This is a genomic window from Shewanella psychrophila, from assembly GCF_002005305.1.
Lineage (GTDB): Bacteria > Pseudomonadota > Gammaproteobacteria > Enterobacterales > Shewanellaceae > Shewanella > Shewanella psychrophila.
In genome coordinates this window covers 1,511,662-1,528,876 of the sequence record NZ_CP014782.1, presented here as the reverse complement: position 1 = coordinate 1,528,876, position 17,215 = coordinate 1,511,662, and the positions used below count along the sequence as shown (strand labels likewise).

14 protein-coding genes are annotated in these 17,215 nt (G+C 44.3%); 6 read left to right on the top strand and 8 right to left on the bottom strand.

The features are described 5' to 3' along the window. The first annotated feature begins 3 nt into the window (after nt 1-3). Nucleotides 4-330 carry a PilZ domain-containing protein gene (locus sps_RS06825; RefSeq protein WP_077751850.1) on the top strand — a complete coding sequence of 109 codons (327 nt, stop codon included), beginning with the start codon at nt 4-6 and terminating at the stop codon, nt 328-330. A gap of 141 nt (nt 331-471) precedes the next feature. Further along, nucleotides 472-1,260, top strand: a complete 789-nt coding sequence (locus tag sps_RS06820) for a TatD family hydrolase (protein WP_077751849.1) — start codon at nt 472-474, stop codon at nt 1,258-1,260. A gap of 197 nt (nt 1,261-1,457) precedes the next feature. On the opposite strand, the gene rsmF is transcribed toward sps_RS06820, so the two are convergent. After that, the gene (rsmF, locus tag sps_RS06815; RefSeq protein ID WP_077751848.1) at nt 1,458-2,894 is read right to left on the bottom strand and encodes a 16S rRNA (cytosine(1407)-C(5))-methyltransferase RsmF; all 1,437 of its coding nucleotides are present in this window, start codon (nt 2,892-2,894) and stop codon (nt 1,458-1,460) included. A gap of 187 nt (nt 2,895-3,081) precedes the next feature. On the opposite strand from rsmF, the gene sps_RS06810 reads away from it, so the two are divergent. Beyond that, a complete protein-coding gene (locus sps_RS06810; protein ID WP_077751847.1) occupies nt 3,082-4,308 on the top strand; it encodes a nucleoside recognition domain-containing protein in 1,227 nt (408 codons plus the stop codon). A gap of 63 nt (nt 4,309-4,371) precedes the next feature. Here sps_RS06810 and sps_RS06805 read toward each other — a convergent pair whose 3' ends face one another. From sps_RS06805 to sps_RS06795, 3 genes are all read right to left on the bottom strand, one after another. Further along, nucleotides 4,372-4,551: a hypothetical protein gene (locus tag sps_RS06805; protein ID WP_077751846.1), complete on the bottom strand. Its 180-nt coding sequence runs from the start codon at nt 4,549-4,551 to the stop codon at nt 4,372-4,374. A 239-nt stretch (nt 4,552-4,790) separates the two neighbouring features. Beyond that, nucleotides 4,791-5,669: a DUF481 domain-containing protein gene (locus tag sps_RS06800; protein ID WP_149027391.1), complete on the bottom strand. Its 879-nt coding sequence runs from the start codon at nt 5,667-5,669 to the stop codon at nt 4,791-4,793. A gap of 403 nt (nt 5,670-6,072) precedes the next feature. Further along, nucleotides 6,073-6,444 (bottom strand): diacylglycerol kinase, encoded by a 372-nt coding sequence (locus sps_RS06795; protein WP_077751845.1) that lies wholly within the window; start codon nt 6,442-6,444, stop codon nt 6,073-6,075. A 251-nt stretch (nt 6,445-6,695) separates the two neighbouring features. Between sps_RS06795 and sps_RS06790 the strand changes: the two genes are divergently transcribed. Both sps_RS06790 and sps_RS06785 read left to right on the top strand, forming a co-directional pair. Further along, on the top strand, nt 6,696-7,553 hold the full coding sequence (locus sps_RS06790; protein ID WP_077751844.1) for a DNA ligase: 858 nt from the start codon (nt 6,696-6,698) through the stop codon (nt 7,551-7,553). 223 nt (nt 7,554-7,776) lie between these two features. Further along, nucleotides 7,777-8,253: a low molecular weight protein-tyrosine-phosphatase gene (locus sps_RS06785; protein WP_077751843.1), complete on the top strand. Its 477-nt coding sequence runs from the start codon at nt 7,777-7,779 to the stop codon at nt 8,251-8,253. A gap of 91 nt (nt 8,254-8,344) precedes the next feature. On the opposite strand, the gene ylqF is transcribed toward sps_RS06785, so the two are convergent. Both ylqF and sps_RS06775 read right to left on the bottom strand, forming a co-directional pair. Then, complete coding sequence (ylqF, locus tag sps_RS06780; protein ID WP_077751842.1) at nt 8,345-9,283, bottom strand: ribosome biogenesis GTPase YlqF; 939 nt, start codon at nt 9,281-9,283, stop codon at nt 8,345-8,347. A gap of 110 nt (nt 9,284-9,393) precedes the next feature. Continuing rightward, complete coding sequence (locus tag sps_RS06775) at nt 9,394-10,233, bottom strand: isopenicillin N synthase family dioxygenase (RefSeq protein ID WP_077751841.1); 840 nt, start codon at nt 10,231-10,233, stop codon at nt 9,394-9,396. A gap of 302 nt (nt 10,234-10,535) precedes the next feature. Between sps_RS06775 and sps_RS06770 the strand changes: the two genes are divergently transcribed. Beyond that, the gene (locus sps_RS06770; RefSeq protein WP_077751840.1) at nt 10,536-11,432 is read left to right on the top strand and encodes a bifunctional methionine sulfoxide reductase B/A protein; all 897 of its coding nucleotides are present in this window, start codon (nt 10,536-10,538) and stop codon (nt 11,430-11,432) included. An 89-nt stretch (nt 11,433-11,521) separates the two neighbouring features. Here the strand turns inward: sps_RS06770 and sps_RS06765 are convergent, their stop codons facing one another. Together sps_RS06765 and rne are read right to left on the bottom strand one after the other, a co-directional pair. Next, nucleotides 11,522-13,078, bottom strand: a complete 1,557-nt coding sequence (locus sps_RS06765) for a SulP family inorganic anion transporter (protein ID WP_077751839.1) — start codon at nt 13,076-13,078, stop codon at nt 11,522-11,524. Between the two features lie 128 nt (nt 13,079-13,206). Beyond that, nucleotides 13,207-16,785, bottom strand: a complete 3,579-nt coding sequence (gene rne / locus sps_RS06760) for a ribonuclease E (RefSeq protein WP_077751838.1) — start codon at nt 16,783-16,785, stop codon at nt 13,207-13,209. Nucleotides 16,786-17,215 lie beyond the last annotated feature (430 nt).

Genomic DNA, 17,215 nt, shown 5'->3' with positions numbered 1-17,215 from the left:
TTTATGATAGACCTAGTTGTTAATTTTGATACCTTACATCAGCTTTATCGTGCATATATGCCGTTTATTCAGCCGGCAGGTCTATTTATTGCGACCAGTGAAAGTCATTATTTAGGGCAAGAGTTAACTATAGCCTACCAACTCCCTGGTTCGGTCAATAAGCATGAGTTTCAAGGCGTGGTGGTTTGGATCAATCCTCTTGGTGCATCTGGTGGTCGTCCGGCAGGAATTGGCATCAAGATCTTGTCCGATGCAGAACTCCATAAACAACATATAGAAACCCTCTTAGCGCGTGAACTCTCCTCTGGAGATTTGACCTGTACCATGTAATTTCTGCTGCTTTCATCCTTTAGCTTTTTTCAACTGTACCTTTTTAATCTATGACCCATGAAGGGGGCAGATTTGACCCTTGTCGCCTAGCTCTGTATTCTGTTACTTCTTTTAAAATCCTTAACTCTGCTGGAAATTCACGTGCTCATCGATTCTCATTGTCATCTCGACCGTTTAAAAGCCGCCCCCGACCAACAATCACTCAAACAGATCATCAGTGATGCCAAAGCTAGGGACGTAGATTACTTCTTGTGTGTGAATGTGCGTCAACAAGGTTTTATTTCCATGCGGGATAGAATGGCGGAGTTTGATCAAGTGTTCCTCTCTGCCGGTGTGCACCCCTTGGACGTGCAAGAGGGGCTAGATACTACAGAGCTCAATGAGTTTGTGAAGGAGCCTAAGGTTGTCGCAATCGGCGAGACTGGACTGGACTACTTTTATGCCAATGAAACTAAAGCACTGCAGCAGCAATGTTTTGAACAGCAAATCGAACTCGCTGTGCAAGTCAACAAACCGTTAATCATACATACCCGAGATGCCAGAGAAGACACGCTAAATTTCTTAAGAAATGGCCATGCCGACAAGGTAGGCGGCGTGTTACATTGTTTCACTGAAAATTGGGAAATGGCTAAAGCGGCTATAGATCTGGGGTTCTATATCTCAGTCTCGGGCATTGCAACCTTTAAGAATGCTGGGGATTTACGCACAGTGATGAGAAAAGTGCCTAAGGATAGGCTATTAGTTGAAACTGACTCCCCTTATCTGGCTCCAGTCCCCCATAGAGGCAAGGAAAATCAACCCGCCTTCGTACGTGACGTTGCCGAGTTTATCGCCGAGTTGAGAGGGGAGTCTTATGAAGAGCTGGCCCAATACACCTCAGAGAACTTTTTTAATTTGTTCACCGATGCGGCTAAGTTAGCCGGACGTTAAGCTCGAATTTTAGGCAAAAAAAGACCCAAAACTATTCCGATTGTTCTGGGTCCAGGGGAATGGCTCTAATTAAAGAGCCGTGCGCTACTGTTGAGATCCTCACTAGGAATTAACTCTCTGGCTATGAGTGTAGTCGACAGAATCGGCTTGCAGCGGCTATATGCAATATTATTAATACACCTTTGTAAGTAAATGTGTCATTGGGCTTTACTTGCATCAGAATCCACTATCTTGTCCCTGACTAATTCTCTGGGTAAGCTGTTCTTCAATCGTTTACCAAGATGTTTCGCTAGCCCTAACGGACTGTTGTGGTAGCTAACGATCACTTCACCTTGTGGTTTAAGTCCAGCTTCGAGAGGAATATCCCGTCCCATTAGATATTCGGTTGCCTGTGCTTGCGATAGCTCAACCATGTTGGCCCCAGCACCAAATGCCAGTATTGCCTGATGTTGTGCCTTTAGACCATGCTTAAGGGCGTCGGCTATTTTCATTCCTATCCGTTGAAAACGCATTCGGCCGATCAAGTTCTGCATTTTTTCAGGAAACAACCAATACTCTTGCTCCCTCACCATTATCTGGCTTTGGGTTGGCAGCTCAATGGCAAAGGTATGTTTAAAGTATGCCCTCAACTCTGTATCTGTTTTAGTGGATACCGATGTGAAGGGGAAGTTTGTTTGCTTTTTGGGCTCGGCAACTTGCCTATCTATGTCTGCTGTTTTTCTTATTTTTGCGACGAAGAAGCCTTCACTGTCATAGATTTGAGGCCAGACATGCAAGAAACCTTCTTCTGTACAGGCCTTATCTGCATCCATAAACAAATCAGAGAGGGATTCAAACTCGACAGCATCGGGGTACAAAGTTCTTAAATGTTCACAAACGGCTTGGTTCTCAAATCGACTGAGTGCACAGGTCGAATACACCAGAGTTCCGCCGTTTTTTAACGCCAGAAAAGCAGACTCAATAAGGGCCTTCTGTGTTGCAACAATCGACTGGCTAGATTCTAGGCTCCAATTCTTTAATGCTGAAGGGTCTTTTCGTATGGTGCCTTCGCCGCTGCAGGGGGCGTCGAGCAAGATAGCATCGAATGTATTATAGAGGTATTCACCAAAAACCCGAGCATCGAAATGAGTGAGGGCAGTATTACTGACTCCCATACGCTGAACGTTAGCATGTAAAACTTTTACCCGGCTAGAAGAATATTCATTAGCGATAAGCAAGCCTGAGTTGTTCATTAAGGCGGCTATTTGTGTCGTTTTAGACCCTGGTGCCGAAGCCATATCGAGAATTGTGGCATTATCTGCTTCATTTAGCTGTGAAAATAGCGCCGTTGGTGGCAACATTGAACTGGCTTCCTGAATGTAAAATAGACCTTGAAGGTGTTCTACTGTGTTGCCTAATTGGATTTCACTGTCGAGAGATATCCAGAAGCCATCTGTACACCATGGAATAGGTTCGAGTCTCCAACCTTTAGGCTTCATGAGTTCAATAAAATTGGCCGATGATATTTTTAGCGTGTTGACGCGGATCGAAGCTCTCAATGGACGGTTACTGTATTGAATGAAGTCATCTATAGAGAGGTGAGGTGGCATATCTTGGGTTATGCTATCGATAAAGTCTTGATTTAGAAGGGCCATTTTGGAACCATGTACAAAGCCATATGCTAATTTAAAGCATAGTGACGAGCTAAAATTTGCGTGATTATACCATAGAGCCGACTGGCTTGAGTTCAGGTTAAGTTCAAGATTTGTTAATTTAAAAACATGGATTGCTAATTGAGCATTCCAGATGATTATTTTACCTTCGCCTCGTTAAGGAAGTTTTGTGTTAAATCGAATTTGGTATTTCTTTTTTGCCACCGCATTGTTTGCCATCTGTATTCAGTTATTCAATGGAAATGTTGAAGTGTTATCGGCATCGGTAGCGGCTCTATTTAGCAGCGCCAAGCTGGCGGCTGAAATTGCGCTTGGTCTTATCGGTGTACTCTCATTGTGGATGGGGCTGATGCGTGTTGGGGAGAAAGCGGGGGTTGTCAGCGTGTTCGCTAGGATATTTGAGCCTCTCCTATCTCGGCTGATGCCGGAAGTGCCAAGAGGTCATCCGGCTTATGGTAGTGTGACTATGAATCTCACCGCCAATGTGCTCGGATTAGATAATGCTGCAACGCCTTTAGGCTTGAAGGCGATGCAGGATTTACAAACCTTAAACCCAAATAAAACCGTGGCGACAAACGCCCAGATCCTATTTCTGGTATTGAATACCTCATCAGTGACCTTAGTGCCTGTCACTGTGTTTCTATATCGTGCCCAACAAGGTGCTGAGGCGCCAGCCGATATCTTTTTGCCCATTTTACTGGCGACCTCGGCTTCGACCATTGCCGGAGTGCTTGTGGTTGCGCTGTTTCAGCGCCTATCCTTACTCAATGCCGTCGTTATGGGCTACGGAGCCTTGATTTTTGGCTCTATAACAGCCTTGGTGTTCTATTTGGGCACCTTGACGACTTCGGCGATAGGGATTTTATCCACGGCCATGGGTAATGGTATCTTATTGATTTTGGTCTTTAGCTTTATCTTGGTCGCCGGCATGCGCAAAGTCGCCGTGTATGATGAATTTATCGAAGGTGCCAAAGAAGGCTTTGCTCAATCGATAAAGTTGATTCCTTATCTGTTGGCCATGTTACTGGCCATAGCCTTATTACGGGCCTCTGGAGCATTGGATTATCTGCTGCATCTAATCTCTGTCATTGTCTCTGTGATTGGTGGAGACACACGTTTTGTTGATGCCTTACCTACCGCGATAATGAAGCCATTTAGCGGCTCAGGTGCCAGAGCCATGATGCTAGAAACCATGGATCACCATGGTGCAGACTCCTTTGCTGGCCGATTGGCGGCAATATTTCAAGGCAGTACCGAAACGACCTTCTATGTATTAGCTGTGTATTTTGGTGCCGTAGGCATACGTAACGGACGGCATGCATTGTTCTGTGGCTTAACGGCAGATTTGGCGGGGATCATAGCGGCGATTGTTGTTTGTTATCAGTTTTATGGTTAATGCCAGAATCAATAGCACTAAAATAGGAAGTATTATCGCTCCCTATTTTAGCCTTTTTGCTTGCTAGTCTATAAAAGTTAGAATACGTCCCTTATCTGAATCCAGTGGCGAAGAAGGTGAAGAGGTTACCTCTATATCAAAGAAGACATCGAAAAAGGAGTCGACAGCATAAGCTGAAGGGGCAAGCCAGCTTAGACTTGCTGTTAGTGCGATAGTGGTGAGTAAGCGAGTTAGTTTATACATCTTACCTGTCTATTCTATTTGAATGTAGACATTGATTAAGGAAGTTTCAATGGTATCAGTAAGGGGATATTTAAACATTATTTTTTGAGGTTTTTCCACCTATTTAGGTTGGAATATCAGTGTGTTAGCGACTGGTTGTTATTAGATTGTTTAGCGTTGTGAGTTTGAACTATTAATCATTAAAAGAATAAAGTAAAAACACCAGCAAGCCATGATGAGTTTGCCGGTGTTTTTGATGGCTAAAAACGATAACTCACCGAAAGCATGGGACCTATGAAGCTATAATAGAGGTTGTAATCGGCCACATGAATATCACCGACACTTGTCTTTTGGCTGTAATCGACATCAACTTCATAATAGTTAAACGCCGCTGTCATGTGCCAGTTTTCTGTGATCTCAGCTTCGACACCTGCACGTATGTCGACTAGACTGCCCTTGAGATCGTCAAGCTTGATATAGAAGTATTGTGCGTGAGCGGTGAACCTGAATCCCGGACTAAACTCATAGTCACCATAAAGGCCAATATCGGGAAGAGGAGCGGTTACACTCTCATCTATGGCCCTGTTGAGTGGCTGGCTATCACACTTGATAGCAAGGTCTTGTTCAATGCAGGCACCGATATCACCTTCAAAGCCTGTTTTGATAAACATGGTATGCAGGCCCACGGACAAGCCAAGGTTATAGCTATTACCTTGGTAAAAGTTATAGCCGTATCCTAATCTGGCGATATCCATATTTAATGTGGTTTTAAGCTTGGCACCGGCTTTTATGTCGTAAATGTTATCTTCGAGATTGACTTGAAATGGCGTGGTGATCCCCATCACTTCGGCTGTGCGGTGTAACTGCTTCCAGTCTATGTACAGGCTGTGTCGCTCGTTGAAGTGGTAAAACATCTCAAAGAAAGGTAAGAATTGTGATTCTTCCAGCTTAAGATCTTTTTCGAAATCGATCTTAAAGTCCTGACCTAAGATGGGATTAGTGACATCCATACTCGAATTAGAGTTGGAGTAAAATCCACCGATCCGGAGCACAATTTGGTTATCTACATCACTTATAGTAGATGCAGAATCTTGCAAAATCTGACCATTGTCAGCTGCAAATGTTTGGCAAGCGGCCAAGAGACATGTAAATAAGATGCCTAATTTTTTGAGCAAAGGCGACTCCGTAAAAATTTATTATAGTTATAAGTACTTGATTCTATTCGATTCGAATCATTTAGTAATACTATAGTATCAGACTGTGTCTATTTGTGAATGATTTGTATCAAAAAATGTCCAAAAAGAGTGCTGATTCTGTTTATTTTATGTGTGTCTGTAATTAGTCAGATACTGAAAAAGATGTGATAAGTGGAAGCTACTGCTAATAATGATGTAAGAGAAGGAGTAATATTCTGTAAGATTAAGGGAATAGATTAGAAGTGTTTGTGAGGTGCTTAAGACAAGCCTGCACCTCAACTGGCAATATCCTGTAATAGATACTGATGAGTGAACCTTGTTAAAGAGACATCTGTACAGCAGACAATTAAAGGTATCTGCTGCCCAAGATAACCGCCCAGGTTATACCGCATAAAGTTAGGCTCATAAATACGGCCGCAGAGGCAATATCTTTGGCTTGTCCGCTTAGGGTATGGATCTCATCGCCTATTCTATCAACAACTGCCTCAATGGCAGAGTTTAACAATTCAACGATAAGTACGATAAAGAGGGTAAAGATAAGCAATAGCTTTTCAAGCGTCGTGATATCCACTAACACTGCGATAGGTAGCATGATGACGGCTAACATGAGCTCTTGTCTGAATGCCGCTTCGTGGATCCAGGCAGCCTTAAGTCCTTTCATTGAAAAACCTGTAGCTCTAAAAACTCGCTTTATGCCATGATTATTTTCTGGTTTCATAATTTTCCGTTTAAGATTTTACCCCCTATTTTTATAGGGGTAATACTTATGTTGTTATCAAATTGATAAGCTGATTGCTAAAGATGTTAGCTAAATTTTCGCCGAGTATATCACTTGGAATATTTGAGACCAGTTTCAATTAAATTGGTTCATGTTCTACACTGATATTTGTTTAAGACCATCTATATAAATAAAGTGATCCCTACAGGTTAATGGATTTTACCTGCTTAAACCAGACGAAGGAGCGTTCCATGTATAGACGCATATTTAACTGTTCAGCACTGATTGTTATCTTCTGCAGTATTTTCATATACCCTCAATTTAGCCTGTCTAGACCTATGGAAAGCAGGGCTCAACTGGCTGTTCACTCAGATATTGAAGGCCCTATATCGGGCTATCTGGTCAGTGAGAAACTTGATGGTGTCAGAGGGTTCTGGAATGGCCATCAGATGAGCTCTCGTTCCGGTCGATTAATCGCTATACCTAACTGGTTTATTCTTGATTTCCCCACTTACCCTTTAGACGGAGAGCTTTGGATGGGAAGAGGAACTTTCGAGCAGATGTCATCTCTAGTAAGAAGAAAAGAACCTATCGAGGCACAGTGGAAGAAGGTCAAGTTTATGGTGTTCGATCTGCCATCTCATCCGGGCTCCTTCATCGAAAGGTATCGCGAGGCAAGCAAAGATTTGCATTTAGTCTCTGATTTTTTAGCGCTGATAGAGCAAAAGAGGCTAGATGATCACGATCAGCTCGAGACTTGGTTCACAGAGGTCGTGGCTGCTGGCGGTGAAGGCCTGATGTTGCATAGGCGTAGCTCTTTGTATGTTTCGGGTCGAAACCCGAATCTGATTAAACTTAAACCCTATTATGATGCCGAGGCTAGAGTCATTGCCTACCAAGCGGGAAAGGGAAAGCTTGACGGCGTAATGGGGGCAATGTTGGTTGAAAACCAGCAGGGAGTCAGATTCAAGCTGGGAACAGGGTTTAGCATGGAAGAAAGGAGGCACCCACCAGAGATAGGCTCGACTGTGACCTATCTGTATTCAGGCCTTACCCAGAAAGGAACCCCCAGATTTGCCCGATTTTTGAGGACCAGAGCCCTTGAGTAGTGAGTCGACAAGGCACCAGTTACCACATCCGCAGGCTCAATTGCATGTTTTATTGCGGTATTACCCAACATTAAGAACAGTCCGTCTTAAGAGTAATTGAGCTGTCTGTAATAGAGGTGGATGTAGATTCAATTGTTGTCACCTTCCTTGAGGAAGAAAATCTTAATCACCACAGGGATAAATGCTATGTTTGAGTTAATTGTTTTAAGGGATATTTATTGATATGAAACCAATCGACTCCGTCCTCTTTGTCTGTATGGGCAACATATGCCGTTCGCCTAGTGCCGAAGCTGTGTTTAGATTTAAAGCACGGCAGAAAGACCTCAATGTCAGAATCGATTCGGCAGGGACGATAGCGCATCATCAGGGCCAAGCTCCCGATAAACGCTCGGTGGCTGCTGGTATAAAAAGAGGGTTTGATTTCAGTAATATGCAGGCGAGGCAGGTAAATCAGGCTGATTTTGTCAATTTTGATCTGATACTGGCTGCAGATAAGCAGAACTTAGCGGATCTAAGTGAACGTTGTCCAGAACAGTATCAGGCAAAGTTGGCCTTGATACTGGACTTTGATGAACAAAGTGAGGTGCAAGAGGTACCCGATCCCTATTACGGCACGGGTGATGGCTTCGAATTGGTTTTAGATTTGCTGGAAGTAAGCTGTGATAGTCTTATACAGAGAATACTTAGCACAAAAAAATAATACTAATCTGAGCGTTTACAGTTTTATTTGTGGGTTTGATATTAGAATGGGAGCCTTGCTCCCATTCTAAACTAAGGGAAAGTGCTACGGATTACCTATGACGCTTTCCTGCAAGTTTCAGTTTTTCATTTTCTTTTCTTTTGTCTTCTTTAGCGGCTTTTTCTGCCATTATCACCGCGACTTCTGCTTTTTCTATTTCAGCCATTTCAGGTGTTTCTAATGAAAGTTGGCCCATTTTTCCTGAGCGGAACTCATGAAGGACGAGTTCTGATACCTTATGCAAGTCAATACGGCCACCTGGGCGCAGTGCGCCTCTTTTACGGCCTATGGCCTCGAGTAACTCTATATCCGTATCGGGGAGCGCTTTAAGTTTGTAACGCTCGGCAATCGCTTCGGGATAGGCTTTCAAAAAGTACTCGGCAGCAAACATGGCGACATCTTCATATTCCATGGCAGTATCTTTAATCGCCCCAGTGATGGCCAGGCGATAGCTGCTCTTTTCATTGTCGACTTTAGGCCAGAGAATCCCCGGCGTATCAGACAAGACGATGCCATTTCTTAAGTTGATACGCTGCTGCACTTTTGTTACTGCCGGTTCATTACCTGTCTTGGCTATCATACGACCAGCAAGGGTATTGATTATGGTGGATTTACCGACATTTGGGATCCCCATGATCATGGTGCGAATATCTTTTTCGAGTTTATCTCGGCTCGGGACAAATTTACGGCATAGGTCGGGAATTTTCTTCACTTGAGCCGCTTTTAAGGTGGTAATAGCCATGGCTTTAACGCCTTGCTCCCTTTCCAGATACTCTATCCATCTTTGAGTGACTTCAGGATCGGCTAAGTCTGATTTGTTTAATAGTTTAATACAGGGCTTGTCACCACGAAGTGTTGAAACGACAGGGTTCTCACTGCTGTATGGGATCCTTGCATCGAGTACCTCGATCACAAGATCGACCTGAGGCATGACCTCTTCGATCTCTTTACGCGCTTTATGCATATGTCCGGGATACCACTGAATAGCCATTTTATTGCTCTGTATTAGTTTTGATGTGGGGATTTTACCTTGTTAGGGGAAAATTTCATTAAAAAAGCACACTCAGGTGCTTTTTTAATATCATGATGAAGTGAAGGTGATTAAATCACACCTAACTCTCTCAATCGCTCCATAAGATAACTGTCCGCTGTATAACGGCTAGAGAGGACAACTTCAGGATTGGGGTGTAAGAATAGCGGCAAGGAGATTCTAGGCTTAGACATATCAGTGCCCTCGGGATTAATGACTCTGTGGGTAGTAGACGGGAAGTAGCCACCGGACGCTTCTTGGAGCATGTCACCGATATTGATGATCAGGTTACCGAAGTCACAAGGCACATCAATCCATTCACCGTCTTGGCCTTTAACCTGAAGACCTGGTTCATTAGCAGCAGGTAACAGGGTGATCAGATTGATGTCTTCATGAGCTGCGGCGCGGATAGCACCAACTTCTTCATCCCCTGTCATTCCTGGGTAATGTAATATACGCAGCAAAGTCTTATGACTGCCTTCGATCATCTTAGGTAATGCAATGGAGTAATTTACTGCAACATCTTCAGGTGAATGCTCTTCTATCCACTGAAGCAACTCTTCGGCAAGTTCATTTGCACGTTTATAGTAAGTTAAGATGTTCTCTTTTAAGGATTCAGGAATACGTCCCCAGGGATAAACATGAAAGTATTCTTTAATGTCTTTAACCGTGTGACCCTTAGCCGTTTCTGATACTTCTGCTGGGAAGAAGCCATCTTGGGTCTCAGGTTTAAATAGAAAGTCATGTTTGTCTTCACTGTTGAAGAAGGCTTGCCACTCTGTGTAAATATTCTCGACTAAGGCCTTATCGATTGGGTGATTAGACAGTACGCCAAAGCCAGTATCTCTCAATGATTGGACGAACTTTACTGCACTATCGGATGCTTGATAATCGATTGTTTCTAATTTCATCTCTGTCTTCTTAACTTTTTATAATTGATAAACTCAAGGATAGTTTATCTAGGCTTAGGCTAAGGGGCAATTAAGTGTGATAAATATCACCTCACCATTGTTTTTTGTAGAGGTAAGTGCTGAAACTTGTTGGGAATTATAATTGTAAAATAAAGAGATATGTGAGAACAACTTAGATAAAATAGTTTTGAGAAATTTGTCAGAGAAGACAATAAATAACGGTTTATCTTGCGTCGTTTATATTTGAAAGAGATGATAAAGAACTCAGGTCTAATCTACACAATGAATTAAGAGTATGAAGTATGCGTGAACTCACCGATTTTGAACGACATGTGATTGAAGAAAAGGGTACTGAACGACCTTTTAGTGGGGAGTACCACTTGCATGATGCCCAAGGGAGTTATGTGTGCAAACGCTGTGAGGCACCCCTGTATTTATCTGAACATAAATTCAACGCCCATTGTGGTTGGCCTGCCTTCGATGATGAGATCCAAGGAGCCGTCAAACGAGTTGCTGATGGTCATAGAGTCGAAATAGTCTGCGCTCAGTGTGACGCTCATCTGGGGCATGTTTTTGAAGGGGAATATCTAACCGAGAAAAATACTCGCCACTGCGTTAATTCCGTTTCTATGGTGTTTAAGGCCAAGTCTGAAATCGATGGGCTCATCAAGCATCAGTTTGCGACTTTAGGCGGCGGATGTTTCTGGTGTTTCGAAGCTATGTTTACTCAACTTAGCGGGGTTATCTCAGTTCGCTCCGGTTATTGCGGCGGTGATGAGGCGAGTGCAAATTATAACGCCGTCTGTTCTGGCATGACAGCCCATGCAGAAGTTGTTCATATTGAATTTGACCCAGAAGTCATTAGCTTTAAGGATTTACTGGCCGTGTTTTGGCAGGGTCATGACCCGACTACCTTGAATCAGCAAGGTCATGATGTCGGTCCTCAATACCGCTCCGTAGTCTTCGCTCATGATGAAGAGCAGAGTCAGCTGGCTAATCAGATGATAGAGGAGCTAACCCAGGCTAAGGTTTGGTCTAGGCCGATAGTTACCGAGATCTCCGCTTTCAACACTTTTTATGCTGCAGAAAATGTCCATAATGACTATTACCAGAAAAACGGTGAACAAGCCTATTGTCAGCTGGTTGTGAGGCCTAAGGTCGAAAAGTTTAGGGCGGCATTTGCAGACAAACTTAAGTAACTCTGTATAAAAAACGGTGTGAATTGCGCATGAAAAAGGCGAGCTTAGCTCGCCTTTTTCATATTTGGATCTAGATCCGCTAGTAAAAATTAATCTAACTTATCGTCGCCAATCTTATAGTGAGGATCTTCGATGAGATTAACTTCAACAAGGTCGCCCGCTTTATGCAGTAACTGTTTACAGTCATTGCTCAAGTGACGCAGGTGTAATTTCTTACCCGATGCCACATATCTTTCAGCGAGGGTATCAATAGCATCGAGAGCCGAGTGATCACACACGCGTGAGTTCTGGAAGTCGACTATCACGTCATCGGGATCGGTATTGTTGTGGAATAGGTCTAAGAAATCAGCCACAGAGCCGAAGAACAAAGGCCCGTTAAGCTTATAGACTTTCCAGCCATTAGTATCTTCAGTTATCTCTACATTGATGTGCTTGGCGTGTTCCCAGGCAAATACTAAGGCTGAAACTATGACACCGACAAACACAGCAAATGCCAAGTCGGTGAACACAGTGACGACGGTCACTAAGATGATGACGAAGGCATCATGTTTAGGGACTTTACTCATGACTTTAAAGCTGGCCCATTCAAATGTACCCAAAACAACCATAAACATCACGCCGACAAGTGCTGCTAGTGGGATCATCTCTATCATGGCCGAACCGAACAGGATAAAACCAAGAAGCGTCAGGGCCGCAGTAACACCAGACAGACGACCGCGTCCACCTGAGTTGATATTGATCATCGACTGACCAATCATGGCACAGCCACCCATGGCACCGAAGAAACCGCTGGTGATGTTACCTACGCCTTGTCCAATACACTCTTTATTACCTTTACCGCGGCTGTTGGTCATCTCATCGATCACTGTGAGCGTGAGTAAGGACTCAATCAAACCTACCGCAGCCAGAATGAGTGAGTATGGCAATATGATGTAAAGGGTTTCGAAATTAAAGGCCACAGCTGGAATAGAAAAGCTAGGCAGACTACCAGCAATCGTTGCGTTCTCATCACCGCTCATGGACTTGAGGAAGTCCAATACTGTGCGGGTATCAAGCTCAAAGAAGACCACTAGCGCTGTTACCGTGACTATGGCTGCGAGCGAAGAGGGCACTGCGGAGGTGAGCTTAGGTAAGAATTGAATAATAGCCATGGTCAATGCGACTAGAGCTAACATCAAGAGTAATTGACCCTGAGGTAGCCAAGTCAATACACCATTGACGTCAGGTACCTTAAATTGCCCCAGCTGGGCGAGGAAAATCACGATAGCGAGACCATTCACAAAACCTATCATCACAGGATAGGGCACGATGCGAATAAATTTACCTAATTTAAGTAAACCAAATGTGACTTGAATCAGTCCGGCTAAGACGACAGCGGCAAACAAGTATTGAACGCCATGCTCAGCAACCAGTGCCACCATGACGACTGCCATAGCACCTGTCGCACCTGATATCATGCCTGGGCGACCACCTATGAGTGCGGTGATCAGGCCCATGATGAATGCGGCATATAAGCCCACCATAGGCTCAACACCGGCGACAAAAGCGAAGGCGACAGCTTCGGGTACCAGTGCGAGAGCAACAGTTAAGCCTGAAAGTATATCAGCCTTACTGCTAGCAGTTTTGTGACGAATTATATCGAACATTTAGCCTCTGTTAACAAATTGTTGTTTTTAATGAGTTGCGGCGGCGAATTCTAACAAATTAACCGCAGTAAGAGAATAAAAAAGCCATGCACTAAGGCATGGCTTTTATACAACAGCTTAATTGTAGTTTATGGACGAACCATTCCAGAGTTAGCTGAGTTTGCCGTTTTCGGCTTAGCATCGGCTTGTAAAGATTCCGATGCCTCGTATTGACGTCCTTTAGGGACATCTACGTTTTCTCTGGTCTCTACTATAGGAGCTATCATGTCTGAACTCACCATAGTGCCAAAGCGGCTAGCGCCTTTAGCTTTAATGGCCGTTTTTACAGGTGTTTCCGGTTTAGCTTGGACCGGCGCCGCTGTAATGACTTCCCTTGCTGCTTCCACGGCTACTGGTGCTGTGACTTTAACCTTAGTAGCAGGTTTAGTTGCTGCAGCGGTGGCTGTTTTAATTTCAGCTTTAGCTTCGACTTTCACTGGTGCTTCAGTTTGAACTGGAGTAGCAGGTTTAGTCGGTGCTACTGATGCTGATTGAACTTCAGCCTTAGCTTCAACTTTCACAGGTGCTTCAGTTTGAACCGGAGCTGCAGGTTTGGTCGGCGCTGCCGATGCAGATTGAGCTTCCGCTTTCACTTCAATTTTTATCGGTGCTTCAGCTTTAACTGGAGCCGCAGGTTTAGTCGGCGCTACCGCTGCAGATTGAGCTTCAGCCTTTACTTCAACTTTCACCGGTGTTTCAGTTTTAACTGGAGTCGCTGGCTTAGCCGGCGCTGCAGATGCCGATTGAGCTTCTGCTTTTACTTCAACTTTCACTGGTGTTTCAGTTTTAACTGGAGCCGCTGGCTTAGCCGGCGCTGCAGATGCCGATTGAGCTTCTGCTTTTACTTCAACTTTCATTGGTGTTTCAGTTTTAACTGGAGCCGCTGGCTTAGCCGGCGCTGCAGATGCTGATTGGGCCTCTGCTTTCACTTTAACTTTCGCCGGAGCTTCAGTTTGAACCGGAGCTGCAGGTTTGGTCGGTGCAGCAGCTGCCGATTGAGCTTTAGCTTCGACTCTAACCTGAGCTTCAACTTTGGCTTCCGCTTGTACAGGAGCTACAGGTATAGTCGGTGCCGATTGAGCTTCAGCCATCGCTTCTACTTGATTCGCCTGGAATTCAACTTCAGTTTCATTAGGTATGAAAGCTGGCGTTGCATCCGTTGCACTCTCACCGTCATCTTCTTCACGACGACGACGTTGACCCGCTGCACGAAGATGGCGTGGGCTACGACGACTGCGACGCTGACCTTCACGTGGCTTATCATCTGCATCATCAAGTTTAGCTTCAGCAGAGCCCGCTTCAGTTGAGGCTGTTTCAACTGTAACGCTATCTTGAGGAACTGCATCAAGTTTACTATCTTGCTGAGTTTCTTGTGCGCTAGCTTCTACTTCGGCTGTAGCATTCTCAGCTGCTTTTTCAACTTGAACATCATCTTTCACTTGGCTATCTGCTGTTCTAGGCTTAGCCTTGCGAGGCTGGCGCTTAGGACGAGATTGCTTGTCTTCTTTAACCTGAGCCTGAGCCGTTTCTACAACCACTTCATCAGAAACTACAGCAGTGTTTTGCTCATCAAGTTTTTGTGACTTCTCATTATCTATACGCACTTTTCTGCGCATATTTCTACGTTGACGACGCTCTCTGGCAACTTCCTGTTTAGGGTTTTCATCAGTAGCATCATCTTGTGGACGAGTTCGAGTCGACTTGTTCTCATGAGTCGACTTGCTCTCATGACGAGATGGGCGCTTGCTTTGCTCGCCTTTATCTCTGTTTGAGCGCTCTTCAGTTGAATCTGCACGCTTATTGCGATTAGGACGTGAACTACGCTCGCTCTTATCGCCAGATTGCTCTTTATCATCACGAGTACGACGACTTTCGTTGCGGCGTGAATCATTCTTGCGAGCTGGGCGACGATTATTACGATTCTGAGGGCGTGATTCGTTTTGTTTCTTAGGTTCCTCTTGCTGAGGTTCTGCTTTGAACAGTCCACCAAGAGCTGTGAAGAATTTAGCGATTAAACCTGGTTCTTCAGTAGCCTTAGGTGCGGCTTGAACTTTAGCTTTGGGCTCAGGTGCTTTTACTGGCGCCGTGAATCCTTTTAACGCGGGCTCAGGTGCTGCTGCGCGCTCAAGCTTTCTAGGCTCATACAAATTAGTCTCAGGCTGTTCTAGTAACTTATAACTAGACTCGCTTATCTGATCGTCTTTGCGATGACGTGAAACTCGGTAATCCGGTGTCGTCATATTTGGATCTGGGATCACATAGACTTCTACATCATGGCGCTGTTCTGTGATGCGAATGGCTTTTCGTTTCTCATTGAGTAGGAAAGCCGCGACATCGACTGGCACAATCGCTTCGATTTGAGAGGTATTCTCTTTAATCGCTTCTTCTTCCATGAGACGAAGAATTGAGAGTGCTAATGACTCAGTGCCACGAATGGTACCTTGGCCGTGACAACGAGGACATAGATGTGCTGCAGACTCTTCTAGTGAAGGTCTGAGGCGTTGTCGTGACATTTCCATTAGGCCAAAGCGAGAAATGCGTCCTAGCTGAACACGGGCTCTATCGAGGTGAACCGCATCACGCATTCTGTTTTCAACTTCACGCTGATGACGTACGGGAGTCATATCGATAAAATCGATAACCACAAGACCACCCAGATCACGAAGACGTAATTGGCGAGCAATCTCATCGGCGGCTTCTAGGTTGGTGTTTAATGCAGTCTCTTCAATATCACTGCCTTTAGTGGCACGAGCCGAGTTGATATCGATTGAAGTTAATGCCTCTGTCGGGTCGATAACTATCGAGCCACCAGATGGTAAACGAACTTCACGTTGGAATGCAGATTCAATCTGTGTCTCAATTTGGAAATGAGTGAACAGAGGCACTTCAGCATCATAACGTTTGATTCTGTCTGCAAAATCGGGACGAACCAAGGCAACATGCTGTTTCGCTTCTTCGAAAATACGCGGATGATCGATAAGTACTTCACCCACATCACGACGTAAGTAGTCGCGAATCGCACGAACGATGACGTTACTTTCTTGATGAATGAGGAAAGGCGCAGGACGACCGACAGACGCTTCTTTAATTGCTGTCCAATGATGTTCCAGAACTTTTAGATCCCAGGCAAGTTCTGCTGAGTCTTTGCCTACACCGGCTGTTCGTACTATTAATCCCATACCATTAGGGACTTCTAATTCGGATAATGCCGCTTTTAGTTCTGTGCGCTCATCACCTTCGATACGGCGGGAGATACCACCGGCGCGAGGGTTGTTTGGCATTAATACCAGATATGAGCCTGCTAAACTGATAAAAGTCGTTAACGCGGCACCTTTATTACCACGTTCTTCTTTATCAATTTGAACGATAACTTCTTGGCCCTCTTTTATCACCTCTTTAATATTTGGGCGACCTTGGAAAGAGTAACCTTTAGGGAAGTATTCTCTGGCGATTTCTTTGAGGGGCAGGAATCCATGACGGTCTGCACCATAATCGACAAATGCCGCTTCAAGAGAGGGCTCTACACGGGTTATTTTACCCTTGTATATATTGGCTTTCTTTTGCTCGTGACCTGGACTTTCAATATCTAGATCATATAGCTGTTGCCCATCAACTAGGGCTACGCGCAACTCTTCAGATTGAGTTGCATTGATTAACATCCGTTTCATGATGACGTATTTCTTCTAAAATGAGGTCACCAAACGACTATTTTCGTTGCATTACGGGCCTAGCATTAAAATAGAGCCTCACGGCTAGGTCTAGGCAAGGTGCGCATCTCTGTTAGACGCAGTCTCTGCGTGTCGCATCCATTTATGGCTTATTTTCTAATATCTACAAAAACAAGGAATTCGTTGTAAAACGACAACTAACCCCATAAATTATTCGGTACTTTCCGGTAATGCCAAAATCGAATTGAGATCGTTTGATGATAAGTTAAAATTAATCTTCGAATTTGGGACGCATTTCTTAGAGAAACCACCTTGTAATGTGGATTTTCCTATCCGTTTAGTCGTTAGCATATTTTTTCGGTTTTATACTCATAAAACGACTTGTAAATTAGTTGTTTACGACAGATGAAAAATATTTTAGTCTCTACTT

What these genes read in the sequence shown, in the direction of transcription:
- rne (WP_077751838.1), bottom strand. Translation starts at nt 16,785, where the DNA reads ATGAAACGGATGTTAATCAATGCAACTCAATCTGAAGAGTTGCGCGTA.
- sps_RS06785 (WP_077751843.1), top strand. Translation starts at nt 7,777, where the DNA reads ATGAAACCAATCGACTCCGTCCTCTTTGTCTGTATGGGCAACATATGC.
- sps_RS06765 (WP_077751839.1), bottom strand. Translation starts at nt 13,078, where the DNA reads ATGTTCGATATAATTCGTCACAAAACTGCTAGCAGTAAGGCTGATATA.
- sps_RS06770 (WP_077751840.1), top strand. Translation starts at nt 10,536, where the DNA reads ATGCGTGAACTCACCGATTTTGAACGACATGTGATTGAAGAAAAGGGT.
- sps_RS06775 (WP_077751841.1), bottom strand. Translation starts at nt 10,233, where the DNA reads ATGAAATTAGAAACAATCGATTATCAAGCATCCGATAGTGCAGTAAAG.
- sps_RS06825 (WP_077751850.1), top strand. Translation starts at nt 4, where the DNA reads ATGATAGACCTAGTTGTTAATTTTGATACCTTACATCAGCTTTATCGT.
- sps_RS06790 (WP_077751844.1), top strand. Translation starts at nt 6,696, where the DNA reads ATGTATAGACGCATATTTAACTGTTCAGCACTGATTGTTATCTTCTGC.
- sps_RS06795 (WP_077751845.1), bottom strand. Translation starts at nt 6,444, where the DNA reads ATGAAACCAGAAAATAATCATGGCATAAAGCGAGTTTTTAGAGCTACA.
- rsmF (WP_077751848.1), bottom strand. Translation starts at nt 2,894, where the DNA reads ATGGCCCTTCTAAATCAAGACTTTATCGATAGCATAACCCAAGATATG.
- sps_RS06805 (WP_077751846.1), bottom strand. Translation starts at nt 4,551, where the DNA reads ATGTATAAACTAACTCGCTTACTCACCACTATCGCACTAACAGCAAGT.
- ylqF (WP_077751842.1), bottom strand. Translation starts at nt 9,283, where the DNA reads ATGGCTATTCAGTGGTATCCCGGACATATGCATAAAGCGCGTAAAGAG.